Origin of the sequence: Streptomyces sp. NPDC059695, assembly GCF_042733785.1 — a bacterium.
In the GTDB taxonomy this organism is placed as follows: Bacteria; Actinomycetota; Actinomycetes; order Streptomycetales; family Streptomycetaceae; genus Streptomyces.
Window position 1 is genome coordinate 28,903 of record NZ_JBHWFF010000015.1, and the last position, 13,186, is coordinate 42,088.

General features: G+C 73.3%; 11 protein-coding genes. 2 read left to right on the top strand and 9 right to left on the bottom strand.

Features of this window, described 5'->3' with window-relative positions; all coding sequences use genetic code 11:
- Window positions 1-115: 115 nt before the first annotated feature.
- Complete coding sequence (locus tag ACFV2S_RS19970; RefSeq protein WP_385560515.1) at window positions 116-526, bottom strand: ATP-binding protein; 411 nt, start codon at window positions 524-526, stop codon at window positions 116-118.
- A gap of 255 nt (window positions 527-781) precedes the next feature.
- Here ACFV2S_RS19970 and ACFV2S_RS19975 point away from each other — a divergent pair, with 255 nt between their 5' ends.
- Together ACFV2S_RS19975 and ACFV2S_RS19980 are read left to right on the top strand one after the other, a co-directional pair.
- Window positions 782-2,368, top strand: a complete 1,587-nt coding sequence (locus ACFV2S_RS19975; protein WP_385560519.1) for a molybdopterin-dependent oxidoreductase — start codon at window positions 782-784, stop codon at window positions 2,366-2,368.
- A 79-nt stretch (window positions 2,369-2,447) separates the two neighbouring features.
- Entirely contained in the window at window positions 2,448-3,098 is a 651-nt protein-coding gene (locus ACFV2S_RS19980; RefSeq protein ID WP_385560522.1) for a fasciclin domain-containing protein, read from the top strand.
- 140 nt (window positions 3,099-3,238) lie between these two features.
- Here the strand turns inward: ACFV2S_RS19980 and ACFV2S_RS19985 are convergent, their stop codons facing one another.
- The 8 genes from ACFV2S_RS19985 to ACFV2S_RS20020 all read right to left on the bottom strand — a co-directional run bounded on the left by ACFV2S_RS19985 (window position 3,239) and on the right by ACFV2S_RS20020 (window position 13,167).
- Window positions 3,239-4,156, bottom strand: a complete 918-nt coding sequence (locus ACFV2S_RS19985; RefSeq protein ID WP_385560525.1) for a M56 family metallopeptidase — start codon at window positions 4,154-4,156, stop codon at window positions 3,239-3,241.
- Window positions 4,153-4,521: a BlaI/MecI/CopY family transcriptional regulator gene (locus tag ACFV2S_RS19990; protein ID WP_385560528.1), complete on the bottom strand. Its 369-nt coding sequence runs from the start codon at window positions 4,519-4,521 to the stop codon at window positions 4,153-4,155. The genes ACFV2S_RS19985 and ACFV2S_RS19990 overlap by 4 nt, the downstream gene beginning before the upstream one ends.
- A gap of 55 nt (window positions 4,522-4,576) precedes the next feature.
- Window positions 4,577-5,617, bottom strand: coding sequence for an NlpC/P60 family protein (locus tag ACFV2S_RS19995; RefSeq protein WP_385560531.1), 1,041 nt, complete (start codon window positions 5,615-5,617; stop codon window positions 4,577-4,579).
- Window positions 5,618-5,908: 291 nt separating this feature from the next.
- Window positions 5,909-7,021: a type IV pilus twitching motility protein PilT gene (locus ACFV2S_RS20000; protein ID WP_385560533.1), complete on the bottom strand. Its 1,113-nt coding sequence runs from the start codon at window positions 7,019-7,021 to the stop codon at window positions 5,909-5,911.
- Window positions 7,018-11,007 (bottom strand): hypothetical protein, encoded by a 3,990-nt coding sequence (locus tag ACFV2S_RS20005; RefSeq protein ID WP_385560536.1) that lies wholly within the window; start codon window positions 11,005-11,007, stop codon window positions 7,018-7,020. The genes ACFV2S_RS20000 and ACFV2S_RS20005 overlap by 4 nt, the downstream gene beginning before the upstream one ends.
- Window positions 11,004-11,528 carry a type II secretion system protein gene (locus ACFV2S_RS20010; RefSeq protein ID WP_385560539.1) on the bottom strand — a complete coding sequence of 175 codons (525 nt, stop codon included), beginning with the start codon at window positions 11,526-11,528 and terminating at the stop codon, window positions 11,004-11,006. Before ACFV2S_RS20010 ends, ACFV2S_RS20005 begins: the two co-directional genes overlap by 4 nt.
- Window positions 11,525-11,959 (bottom strand): type II secretion system protein, encoded by a 435-nt coding sequence (locus ACFV2S_RS20015; protein WP_385560542.1) that lies wholly within the window; start codon window positions 11,957-11,959, stop codon window positions 11,525-11,527. The genes ACFV2S_RS20010 and ACFV2S_RS20015 overlap by 4 nt, the downstream gene beginning before the upstream one ends.
- A complete protein-coding gene (locus tag ACFV2S_RS20020; RefSeq protein WP_385560545.1) occupies window positions 11,956-13,167 on the bottom strand; it encodes a type II secretion system F family protein in 1,212 nt (403 codons plus the stop codon). Before ACFV2S_RS20020 ends, ACFV2S_RS20015 begins: the two co-directional genes overlap by 4 nt.
- Between the last annotated feature and the right edge of the window lie 19 nt (window positions 13,168-13,186).

Consider the following 13,186-nt stretch of genomic DNA (forward strand, 5'->3'; position numbering starts at 1 on the left):
CCGGCGCGGGCAGTCGTCGTGGGCGCGCTGGGGGGGGTCCCCGGGGCTGCTGGGGGGGGGGGGGGGGGGGGCGGGCGCGGGGGTGGGCCCCCCCCCCCCCCCCCGCGGCAACCGGCTACCAGGTGAGCACGGCGATGACCTGCTTGCCACGGAGCGAGGGACTGACGAAGAGTTCCGCGCCGAGCGCCCGGACGATGCGCAGACCGCGCCCTCCCGGTTCGGCGCGGCCGTGGTCGCCGCGCGGACCCGCCCGGACCACCGAGCCGTCGCTGACGGCGACACCCGCCCGCCCCCGCTCCAGGCCGATGGTGAGCGCGTAGGGCCCTTCGGCGTGCAGGACCGCGTTGGTGACCAGCTCCGAGACGATGAGGACGAGGTCCTCCGCGACGGCGGCCGGACACCGTGCCTCCTCCTGTGTCAGGAGCAGCGCCGCGGTGTGCCGGGCCTGTCGAGCCGCCTGGGCGGCCGACGGAAGCGGGACGTGCAGCGTCGCCGGAGCTGTGCGGGTCGTGGTGGCTGTACTCATGACTGTCCCTCGGACCGGCGGCCCTCCCGGACCAGGGGCCCGACGGACGGCTCGGCCGGTCGATCAGCAGGTGCGCCCCCTCGCCTGCGACGGCTTCCCAGGAGTGATTCGTGGCGAGGAGCCGGGCGGATGGCCGGTGACCCGCGTCGGCGTCGACTCTCCTTCCGACGCGAGCGGCCCGGCCCACAGGGCAACAGGAGTCCGCGAGTTCACTCGTCCGGGTGTCGCACCCATCCACCGGGCGGGGTGTGCCGAATGCCGTGCGTGACCAGCTTCCGCAGCACTCTCTCCCGCGCCGCACGAGGCGCCCTGGCCGGCCTTCTGGCTGCCTTCACGGCGCTCGCCGTGGCCGAGCTGGTCGCCGGACTGGTGCGGCCCGCCGCGGGACCGGTGACCGTGGTGGGCGGCGCGGTGATCGACCGGACCCCGGCCGCGGTGAAGGACTTCGCGATCCGGCAGTTCGGCCAGAACGACAAGACGGTGCTGCAGCTCGGCATCCTCGCCGTCCTCGCCCTCATCGCCGTCGGCCTGGGCCTGGTCGCGCTGCGGCATCGGCGGATCGGCGCCGCCGGCGTGCTGCTGTTCGGCGTCGTCGGCGCCGCGGCGGCCCTCAGCCGGCCCGATTCCACGGGCGCCGGTGACGTGCTGCCCTCGATCGCCGGAGCTCTCGCCGGCTCCCTCACCCTCTGGGTCCTGGCCACCAGGGCGGCCCCGGCGGCCTCCTCCCCGGCGGACGACGGGGAGCCCGGAGCGTGGAGCAGGCGCGGATTCCTCACGGCGGCCGGCGTCACGGCCGTCGCGGCGACATCGGCGGGCGTGCTCGGGCGCTACCTCTCGGGCCGGCAGGGACAGGGCGCCCTCGCCTCGCGGGAGAGCCTCGTCCTGCCCGCGCCCGCCTCACCCGCTCCGGCCGTCCCGGCCGGCACGCGGCTGAAGGTGCCGGGCATCAGCGCGTTCACCACTCCGAACCGGGACTTCTACCGCGTCGACACCGCCCTGACCGTGCCCAAGGTCGACGCCGGGACCTGGCGGCTGCGGCTCCACGGGAAGGGCGTCACCCGCCCGCTCACGTACACCCTCGACGAGCTCCTGGCCCGCCCGCTCATCGAACGCGACATCACGCTGACCTGCGTCTCGAACGAGGTCGGCGGCCCCTACGTCGGCACCGCCCGCTGGCTCGGCGTCCCCCTGCGCGACCTGCTCGGGGAAGCCGGTGTCCGGCCCCCGTCCGGAGGCGGTACGGCGGATCAGCTGGTGGCCCGTTCGGTGGACGGCATGACGCTCGGCTCACCGGTCGAGGACGTGATGGACGGCCGGGACGCGATGCTCGCCGTCGGCATGAACGGCGAGCCGCTCCCCTTCGACCACGGGTTCCCGGTCCGCATGCTCGTCCCCGGCCTGTACGGGTACGTCTCGGCCTGCAAGTGGATCGAGTCCCTCGAACTCACCACCTTCGACGCCTACGACCCCTACTGGGTCAAGCGAAAGTGGGCCCGCAGGGCGCCGATCAAGACGCAGGCACGCATCGACACCCCCAAGCCCTTCGCCCGCCCCGCCGCGGGCACCGTCACCGTGGCGGGCGTCGCCTGGGCCCAGCGCCGCGGCATCACCCGCGTCGAGATCCGCGTCGACGACGGGCCGTGGCAGGACGCCGACCTCGCCGCCCAGGACACCGTCGACACCTGGCGCCAGTGGTCCCACCGCTGGAAGGCCACACCCGGCGGCCACACGATCACCGTCCGCGCCACCGACGGCACCGGCCAGGTGCAGACCGAACAGCGCACCCGGACGATCCCCGACGGGGCGAGCGGCCGGCACAGCGTCTTCGTCACCGTCCCCTAGACCTCCGGACCGGCCCGCGGGCCGGTCCGGCAGCACCCCGAACACCCCACCCCGACCAGCAGTTCTCAAGGAGAAGACCATGAACGACGCCAAGATCCGCCGTACCGCGATCGCCGTCGCCGCGGCGGCCCTGCTGCCCTTCGCCCTCGCCGCCTGCTCCGACTCCGGCAGCGACACCAAGACCGCCCCCAGTGCTGCCGCGGGGGACCAGGCGAAGACGGACGCGAGCACGCCGGCGGACGACGCGATGACCGACGACCAGCCCTTCGGCCCGGCGTGTGCGGGTGTGCCGAAGTCGGGGGCGGGTTCGTTCGACGGCATGGCCAAGGACCCGGTGGCCACGGCCGCTTCGAACAACCCGGCCCTGTCGACGCTGGTCACGGCGGTGAAGAAGGCCGGGCTCGTGGACACGCTGAACAACGCGAAGGACATCACGGTCTTCGCGCCGACGAACGACGCCTTCGCGAAGATCCCGAAGGCGGACCTGGACAAGGTCCTCGCCGACAAGGCCACGCTCACCAAGATCCTCACCTACCACGTGGTGGGTCAGAAGCTGACGCCGAAGCAGCTGGAGAGCGGCTCCTTCGAGACCCTGGAGAAGGGCAAGATCACCACCTCCGGCTCGGGCGAGTCCTACAAGGTCAACGACACCGCGAGCGTGGTCTGCGGCAACGTCAAGACCGCCAATGCCAACGTGTACATCATCGACACCGTCCTCATGCCGAAGTAACGGCTGCCCGAGGCCCTCGAACCGCCGGTGGCGCCGCACCCTTCCTCGCCGGAGGGGGCGGCGCCACCGGCACGTCCGCAGGCAGGTCGCCCGCCGTCGCCGTCAGGACCGAGGCTCCGTGAACCGTGCGCGCGGAGGGATCAGACGACGGGTGGGCAGGCGACCAGAAGCGGCAGCAGGGGCAGCAACGGGGCCGTCAGGGCGACGGAGGCCAGGGAGCCCCGCAGGGCCGGGTGGGGAGCCGGCCGAGGGCCCAGGATGCGCTTCAGACGGAGGAGAGCCGTCGAACCGCTCACGCCGAAGGCCCCCTTCGGCACACGGCCCGCGGCCATCTCGTACAGGGCGGTGGCGACCACCTCGTGCGAGTGACTGCGCAGAGCCCGGTCGTCGGCGATCATCTCCAGCAGAACGGCCGTCTGCTCCCGTCCGCGACGCGCGAGCGGGACCCAGGGGAAGACCGAGGCGAACGCCTCCGCGGCCGCGAGCGGCACATGGTGGCGGCCGGAGACGTGCGCCCGCTCGTGCTCCAGGACGGCTCCGAGCTGTTCCTCCGCGAGGAGCCGCACGGCCGAGTCGCTCACGACCACGCGGGAGCGGAGGCCCGGGAGGCAGTAGGCCGCGGGCGTGCGGTGCGGGAGGACCACGGCGCGCAGGCGGTCGCAGCGCACGGCGACCTTGTCGAGCCGGTCCCGGTGCCGCGCGCGTACCACCGAGGCGCGGAGGAGGTGGAAGAGGAAGGAGCCGGCGAAGGCGAGGACGACCGCCAGCGGCAGCGCCAGGGCCAGCCGGTCGGCGGTGGTGGGGTCGGGCGCGGGCGCCTCCGTACCGAGACCGCAGGCGTGCAGCAGTCCCACCAGCCCGGCGTGGAGATGTTCCGTGGGCGTGGCCAGGTGGGAGGCGGCGAGCGCGGTCGCGAGCGTGAACGACACCATGAGGGCGAGCCACACGGCCGCGCCGAGCGCGGGCGCCCGGTGGGGCCAGGCGCTGCGCGTCATCACGCGCGGGGCCGCGACACCCACGACGGCCGCGTAGACGACGAGGGCCGTGGCCGCGTTCATGCTCCGTCCCGTCGCCCGACGTTCCGAAGGGCCGTACGGAGCGCGGCGATCTCCTCCTCGTCGAGGTTCTCGACGAAGTGCACCAGGGCGCCCTTGCGGTCGTCGGTGGCCTCCAGGCCGTCCTCCATGAGTGCCGCCGCGTACGCCTCGCGCGTCGCGGCGGCCTGGTACGACCAGATCCGGCCGTCACGGGTACGGGTGAGGTGACCCTTGTGGAAGAGGATGGTGGTGACGGTGGTGACGGTCGTGTACGCGACGTTCCGGTCCCGCTGGATGTCGTCGACGACCTCGCGCACGGTGGCCGGCCGGTTCCATCGCCAGAAGCGGTCCATGATCTCCGCCTCCAGTTCCCCCAGGCGACGCATGGACGTGTTCCTCTCCGCTGTGACGATCCGTTCCCATGGTAGACGGGGGTGGATCTCAGCCGATGCGGACGCCCCACATGAAGGGCATGCCGCTGCGCGCGATGGACTCGTAGCGGACCTGCGCGCCCGGCTTGGGGGAGTGGAGGATCTGCCCGTTGCCGGCGTAGAACCCGACGTGGCTGAGGTCGGTGCGCATGATGACGAGGTCGCCCGGCCTGAGGTCGCCGAGGGAGTTGATCCGCGTGCCGGCACCGGCCTGTGCCTGCGACGTCCGCGGCAGGGAGATTCCGGCCTGGCGAAAGGCCCAGGAGGTGAGTCCGGAGCAGTCGAAGGAGTTCGGTCCGGTCGCGCCCCAGACGTACGGCAGGCCGACCCGGCTCTGGGCGGCGCTGAAGGCCGCCGCGGCGCGCGGGGAGGCGCCGGGCTCGTCGCCGAGCTCGACGCGGGCGCCGGCACGGTTCGCCCGATCCTCCTCGGCCGCGATCCTGGCCCGCTCCTTTGCGGTCAGGGTGTTGAGCAGCCGCTGGGCCTCGCGGAGCTTTCCCTGGATCTCCGTCTTCCTCCTGCCGAGCTCCTGCCGGGTGGAGTCCAGGTCCCGGAGCTTCGCGGACGCCTCCCGCCGCTGCTGCTGGAGCGAGCGCTGCTGCGCGAGGAACTCGGTGAGGAGCGCGGACTGGCGGTCGCCCACGCGGTCGAGCGCGGACGCCCTCTCCAGATAGCCGTCCGGGTCCTGCGAGAGCAGCAACTGCAGGGAGGGGTCCAGGCCGCCCGAGCGGTACTGGCCGGCGGCGACGGTGCCGAGCCGGTCACGGAGTCCGTTCAGCTCGCCCTGCTTGCGCGCGGCCTCCTCCTGGAAGACCTTCACCTGCTTCTGGAGGCCCTCGGCCTTCTCCTTCGCGCCGTTGTACTTCTCCGTGGCCTGCGTCGCCGATTCGTACAGACGGTCGATCTGCGCCTGGACGCCCTTCTTGTCCGGGTCAGGGAGCGGGTCGGCGGAGGCCGACTGCGTGGACATGGCCACAGCGGCTGCCGCGGTCACGGTGAGGACACCGGTGAGGCGCTGACCCGGCTGTTTCGGGCGACGGTGGGAAGCCACGGGGGCGAGCTCCTTCTTCTCGGCCGCAGGGCAGCGCGAGCTCCCCTCTCCGGACCCGTGCGCGACGGACGGAACGGCGGCGCCTCCACCGCCGCCCCGGCGGGCGGCCGACCGTGTGAAGGCTCGCGAATACTAATCTCTTTAGAAACTAAGAATCAACGAAGAGGGGCCGGCCCGGAGTCGGGCCGGCCCCTTGGGGTTCCGTACGTGTGCGGGGTCGCCCCTTCAGGTCCGTACGGGCACGGGGCCGCCCCTTCGGGTCCGTACGGGTGCGGGCTGCCCCTCGGTCGGTCAGGGGTGCGCGGCGGGGGCGTGGGGGCGTCGGATGTCCTCCGGGTGGGCCGTGTGCCGGACGGCCTCCTCATAGGTGACGACGCCCGCCGCCACCAGGGCGTTGATGCCGGTCTCCAGGGTCTGCATGCCGTCGCGTTGGCCGGTCGAGACCATGTTGCGGATCTGGCGGGTCTTGCCCTCGCGGATCAGGTTGCGGATCGCCGACGTGCCCACCAGCACCTCGAAGGCGGCCACCCGGCCCCCGCCGGTCCTGGGGATGAGCGTCTGGTTGAGGATCCCGATCAGGGTGTGCGCCAACTGGAGTCGGATCTGCGGCTGTTGTTCGGCCGGAAACACGTCGACGATGCGGTCCAGCGTCTGCGACGCGTCGTTGGTGTGCAGGGTGGCGAACACCAGGTGGCCGGTCTCGGCGATGGTCAGGGCCGCGGAGATGCTCTCCGGGTCGCGCATCTCGCCGAGGAGCAGGACGTCGGGATCCTCGCGCAGGGCCGAACGCAGCGCGGCGGGGAACGAGTCGGTGTCGGTGCCGACCTCGCGCTGGCTGACCGCCGCGCGCTTGTGCCGGTGCAGGTACTCGATCGGGTCCTCGATGGTGAGGATGTGCACCGGCCGGTGCGTGTTGACGTGGTCGAGGAGCGCCGCGAGGCTCGTCGACTTCCCCGATCCGGTCGGCCCGGTGACCAGCACGAACCCGCGCGGCATGCCCGCCCACCCGAGGACGACCGGGGGCAGCCCCAGCCGCTCCGACGACGGCACGTCGAACGGGATGATCCGCAGCGCGAGCGCCGACGCGCCGCGCTGCACGAAGGCGTTCCCGCGCAGCCGGGCCTTCTCGCCCCAGCTGAACGAGAAGTCGACCTGCTTCTCCCGGCGGAACCGCTCGGTGAGTTCCGCGCCCAGCACTCCGGTCACCAGACGGTCGGCCTCCGGCTCGGACAGCGGGGCGCCCTCGACCGGCCGCAGGGCGCCGTCGACGCGGAGGAACGGCGCCGATCCGGCGGTGAGCAGCAGGTCGCTGCCGCCCCGCTCCCACAGCTCACCGAGCAGGTGGTCGATGATCGCGGCACTCGGCCCGGACATGGTGGCCTCCAAGAGGGCGTGCTGGTTCACGGCAGGACCGTCCACTGCTCGACGGTGCCGGTGTGGCCGTCGAAGGACACGGCGGCCCGGACGAGCGGGCCAGACAGCAGGTCGATCCGGGTGCCGCCGAGGTGCCCGGTCGCGCCGCCGCTCCCGGCGGTGACGGTGGGGGTCACCGTCAGCCCGGCCAGCTGGGAGGCCCGGGTCAGGCCACACGGTGCCAGGTCGATCCGGTCGGTCACCGGGCCGCTCGCACCGAGACGGACCGGCACGTCCAGTGCGCCGTCGACGCCGGCGCAGGTGCTGCCGGGGAAGTCCACCGCCACCTTCACCGACGCCACGTCGCCGTCCTCGTGGTGCGCCACCCGCAGGACGGCGTGGTCGAGGGGGCCGGTCGTGGCGGGTGCCGACCGGGTGTAGCCGCCGAGCGTCAGGGACGCCCGGCCACCGCCGGGGATCGTGGCGTCCGCGACGCCGACGCGCTCGCCGGGAGCCGGGGTCGTGAACCCGGTGACGGCGGTGACCGACGAGGGTTCCGCGTGCGCGGCCGGATACGTCGTGAACAGCACCGGCTCCGGCGGGATTCCGATCACCGGGCGGAGGTAGCCGTCGGCCGGGCCGATGCCGAGCCGGATGGTCCGGGCGATGATGCCGCGCGTGACGACCTGCGAGCGGACCTGGCTCATCGACAGATCGACGGCGGCGGTCGGCGCGTAGACGGTGCCGTTGATCACCAGGCGGCTGTGATCGGTGGCCGTGTCGGCGTCGTCGGTCGACTTCAGCACCGCGCACCCGCTCCCCGAGGTGAGGCAGCCCGACAGGGCCCTGAGGGACGGCGCCCGGAAGACGATGTCGAGCTCGACGCCGTCGAGCCGGTCGGTGGCGGCGGTGCTGCCCGTGCCCAGGCTCGCCGCGTAGTCGACCGTCAGCCCGGACAACTGGTCGTCGCTCGTCACCCCGCAGGCGCCGAGGTCGACCACGTCGACACCGACCGCCCCTTCACGGGCGGTCAGGGCGTGGTCCGCGTCGCAGGCGGTGCCGGTGCCGGAGACCGTCAGCGTGGTCGTGGGCGGGACGGCCGGTTCGGGTGGATCCGTCGGCGTGGGCGGCTCGGTGGGTTCGGGTGGATCCGTCGGCGTGGGCGGCTCGGTGGGTGCGGGCGGCGCCGGGGTGGTGGCGTCGTCCTGGTGCGCCACGCGCAGGACGACCTTGTCGATCACCGCCCCCGCCGGCAGGGGCCGCATCGCGAACCCGCCGAGCCGGATCGAGGCCGACGGGGTGGCCGCGGCGAGGGACGCGGTCGCGGTGGCGGTGTCGATCGCCCGCGCGCTCTCCGGGGTGAGGAACGCCGCGGCGGTGGGGGTCGCGGTGCTCGCGGCCCCGGTGGGCCGTACCGGGACCGGCGGGCGGTGGGCCAGCTCCAGCTCGACGCCGTCGAGCTGGTCGGTGGCGGAGGTGCTGCCGGCGCCGAGCGCGGCGGTGTACGTCACGACCAGGCCGGTCAGCTGGGCGGGGTCGGTCAGGCCGCAGACCTCGACCAGGTCCAGGGTGTCGGTGTCCAGGGCGCCCTGACGCGCGGTGAGCTTCTGCGGGGTGGTGCAGGAGCGGGGGAGACCGGGCCCCTTCAGGGTGACCGTGGCGGTCGGCGGAGGTCCTCCGGCCGGCCCGGGATCGTCGCGGTGCGCGACGAGCAGCACGGCCCCGTCCAGGACCGAGCCGGGCGGCACTCCCGGGGTGTCGAAACCGCCGAGGTCGATCTCGGCCTTCGGCGTGGTGACCTGGTCGAGGTCGGCCCGCGCCGTGCGGGCACCGTCGATCGCCTCGGCAGCGGTCGCGGGGGCGAACGTCGTCGACTCCGCGCTCGTCGCCGGCCGGGGAGCCGGCAGGTCGTAGACGACTTCGAGCCACATGCCGTCCAGGAAGTCGGCGCCCGCGGTGTCGTCCTCGCGCAGCGCGGCGGTGTAGGCCGCGGTCAGGCCGGTCAGCTGTGCGGCGTCGGTGATGCCGCACGCCTTCAGGTCGACGCGGTCGTCGCCCAGGCCGGTCCGCGCGGTGAGCGGCAGGCGGGCACAGCCGCCTCCGCCGCCCGCGGGAGTGACGTCGACGGTGGGGGCCGCCGCGTCGCCGGTCTCCCGGTGGGCGACCCGCAGCACGGCGGAGCGGATCGTCGATCCCGTCGGCAGGGGCGGCTGTCCGAACCCGGCCAGGGTGATCGAGGCGGACGGGGCCGCCGTGGTCAGGTCGGCGCCGGCCACCGCGGCTCCCGGCTGTTCGCCGATCTCCAGGGTGTCGGCGGGATCGGTGCCGGTGGCGGTGAACCCGGTCGACGCGGTCACGGCGGTCGGCTTGAACGTGGTCGGCGTACGGTAGGCGACCTCCAGCCAGACGCCGTCCAGGCGTGCCGTCGCGGTGGCGCCGTCGGTGTCCAGGGCGGCGTCGTACGTCACGGTCAGTTCGCCGAGCCGGGCCGGGTCCTTGAGCCCGCACGCGTTCAGCAGGTCGATCGGCGGGTCCGTGGTGAGCTCCGGGCGCCGGGGCGGCTTGTCGGTGCGGCAGGCGTCTCCGCCCACGGCGGCGGTGACCTGCACCGCGCCGGGGGCGGTCAGGTCGCCCTCCTCCTCGTGCCGGACGCGCAGCGTGGCGCCGGTGACGACCGATCCGGGCGGCACCCGGGGGGTGAAGCCGGCGAGCTGCATCGACGCCGACCGGCGCTCCGCCGGGTCGAGGACGGCGTCGGCGGTGCAGCCCGCGGTGCCCGTCGGCCGCGGACACCCGGGCAGGGTCGGCCGTTCCCCACCGGTCAGGGCATGGCCCGGGTCGGCGAAGCCGGTGTTCGCGGCCACCGTGGTCGGCTGCAGCGTGTGTGACGGCTTCGGCGGCTGGACGCCGTACACCGCGACCTGCTGCGCGGCCGGGGTGACCGGGGCGCACAGTTCGACGTGCCCGCGGTCGACCTGGAACCGGCTGCCGCCGCCCATCATGATCTCGACGCCTTCGGGCCGTCCGGTGCCGCAGCCGCCGGGAACCGGGACGACCGGGCGGGTGGGGGCGCCGGGGTCCCAGCCCGTCTGCGTGCCGCCGACCACGCTGACCGTGGGGTCGTCGACCGTCCAGACCGCGGACCCGCCGGTGAAGGTGAAGTCGAAGTAGTAGACGCCCGGTTCCAGCCACACGACGACGTGGGGGCAGTCGCCACCGGTGAGGCGGGTGAGGGCGCGGGCGTCGTCGTAGGAGCCGGGCCGCAACCGCACCAGCCAGGAACCGGGGTCGGGGCACGCGGGCACCGTCCGCCGGACCGGGACGGCCGTGGCGGGCGGGGTGTGGTCCGGGTCGGCTCCCACGGCCTCGTCGGCGGGAGCGGGCGGGGTGTCATCGGCGCAGGCGCGCACGTACGGCACCTGGGTCGGGGGCAGCCGGGGCTGGGACACGGCACCGGAGCAGTCGCCGACGGCCGACACGTCACCCGCCACGACCATCGAGGCCCCGGGCCCGGTGGTGATGTCCGACCGGGAGAACACGCTGCCCTGCACGCGCAGGCCGCGCGTGCTCACGTCGATGCCGTCCTTCGCCGCCGTGCCCAGGCTGCGCAGCGCGTCCTGCGGCTGGGTCGCGCGCGTGGTCGCGGGGGAGCTGTTGAGGGGGTCGCAGTGGACGGTCATCCGCCGTCCGTTGAGCGGCGGGGCGGTGTAGTCGGCGCACGGGTTGCCCTGCGAGAAGTTCTTGATCGCGAGCTGGGTGGCACCGTCGGCGCTGTAGTCCCGCTTGCCCTGGTCGGCGTACGCGCGCGCGGCCTTCAGCCCGGTGCCGGCGAAGGTCAGGACCGACACCGTGACCAGGCCGACGACGACGACGAAGGCCAGCGCGAGGATGAGTGTGGCGCCCCGTTCGTCGCGACGCGGGCGGCGCGGGTTCGGGCGGACCTGGGTCAGACGGCCCTGTGTCAGGCGGCGCGGAGTCGGGCGGCCCTGGGTCACGTGGCGCGGGGCCGGACGACGCGGAGTCGGGCGGCCGGTCATGACGCGCTCGCTCGCCGGACGGCGGTGAGGGCCGTCGGGGGCACGGCGGGGTCGCTCTGCACGGTCAGTGTTACCTCCATGGGCGAGGTGCACGAGGTCTCGGCACCGCAGCTCAGCGTCACCGGACGGGTCGACGTGGCGTTGTCGAACCGGCCCAGCAAGGTGGTGACGACGCCTCCGTCGGCGCACGTCACGCGGGTGAGGGCGCCGGTCGGAGGGTCGTAGGCGTAGACGACGTCGGTGCCGGTCCGTCGCAGGTGGACGATGACGTCGGCCACGCCGCACGCGGAGTCGGTGTCGACGGCGTCCGCGCTGCGCACGTCGCCGTAGAAGTACCTGTTGAGCGTGCCTTTCGCGCCGGTGGCCGCCACCTGCTTCCTGGTGTCCGCCGTGAACCGAAGGCCGAGGAGGACCGTCTTGGGCAGCAGGATCGCGACGATGCCCAGGATGACGATCGTGACCAGCAGTTCGGTCAGGGTGAACCCCGACTCGGGTCGCCCGGTGCGCCGTTGTGTCGTCATGACAGCATCGACTCCCGCTTGACGACCTCGAGCGTCGCGTCCCTGCCGGGGCGGGGGCCGGTCCCGTGCACGGTGAGCGTCACCTTCTGTACTCCTGTGTCGGCCGTCGGGCAGGACGGGCCGAACGCGCCCACCCCGTCCCAGTACTCGATCTCGACGGTCACGGTGTATCCGGCCGGGGGCGTCGGGGTCGCGTAGCCGTCGGCGCAGGACACGTACGGTTCGCCGACGATGCTCTCCGCGGCGCTGCGGACGACCGAGTCGGCGCCGGTCACCTTCTGCTGCGTGGCCGAGCTGATGAGCGCGGTGCCGATGCCCCCGAGGACGGTGACGAAGGCGACGCCCATGAGCACCACGGCGACGAGAACCTCGATCAGGGTCTCGCCCTCGTCGCCGCGGGGGCGCCGCGGGCGGCGTGCCGGGCCGGTCACGGGACCTCGACCTGGTTGTAGACGCCGTAGATCGCCGAGAGGAGGGCGACGGCCACGAACCCCACCACCACCCCGACCATGATCACGATGGCGGGCTCGAACAGGCTGGTCAGCCGCTTGAGTTTGTACTGCAGTTCCTTCTCGTAGAACTCCGACACGTTCTCGAGCTGGTCGTCGAGGGTTCCGGTCTCCTCGCCCACGCGCATCATCTGGGTGACCGCGCCGGGGAAGAGCCGGGTGCGGGCGATCGGCCCCGAGATGCCGCCGCCTTCGAGCATCTCCACCCGGGCCCTCCCGATGGCCCGTTCGTACACCAGGTTGTTGGCGCCCGCGCTCGCCAGGCCGAGCGCCTCGGGTATCGGTACGCCGGCCTTGATCATCGAGGTCAGGATGCGGCAGAACCGTTCGATGACCATCGAGCGGACGACGTCGCCCACCACCGGCAGCAGCAGCAGGAAGCGGTCGCGCAGGAGGCGTCCCCGCTCCGTCCGCAGGGCGGCGGTCACGGCCACGAGGAGCGCGGCGAGCCCGCCGAGGACGACCGGATACCAGGCCGTGACGAAGTCGGTGAAGCCCAGCAGGATCCTGGTCGGCAGGGGCAGTTCCGCGTGGAAGGACTCGAAGAACACCTTGAACCGGGGCAGTACGAAGACGACGAGGACGAGGATGACGGCGATCGCCAGGACCATCACCAGGCTCGGATAGGTCAGGGCGGAGCGGATCGTGCGCCGGCCCTCGACGTCCCGCTCGATGTAGCGTCCCAACTGGGCCATCACCACGTCGAGTTCGCCGGTCGCCTCCGCCGAGCGGAGGACGGATGTGTAGAACGCCGGGAGCGCCTTGGTGTGGACGGCCATCGCACCGGCGAAGCTCTCGCCGAAGCGGAGCGAGTCCATGACGTCGACGAGCAGCTTCGCCAGCTTCTTGTCCTTGGTCTCGGCGCGGATGATCTCCAGGGCGTCCAGGAGGGGGACTCCGGCCTTGATGAAGGCGGCCATCTGGCGGGAGAAGTTGCTCAGCTCGACCAGGTCGACCTTCTCCGGGGTGAGTTCGAGCTGGAGCAGGTTGCGGCTCGCGGCCTTGACCGACCGCACGTCGTAGCCCTGCCGGGCCAGGCTGTCGGTCACGCCGTCGACACTGGAGCCCGTGAGCACGCCGGTGGTCTGTTTCCCGTCCGGGCCGACCGCGACGTACTTGAAGGTGGCCATGCCGGTGCCCTCCGGGTTT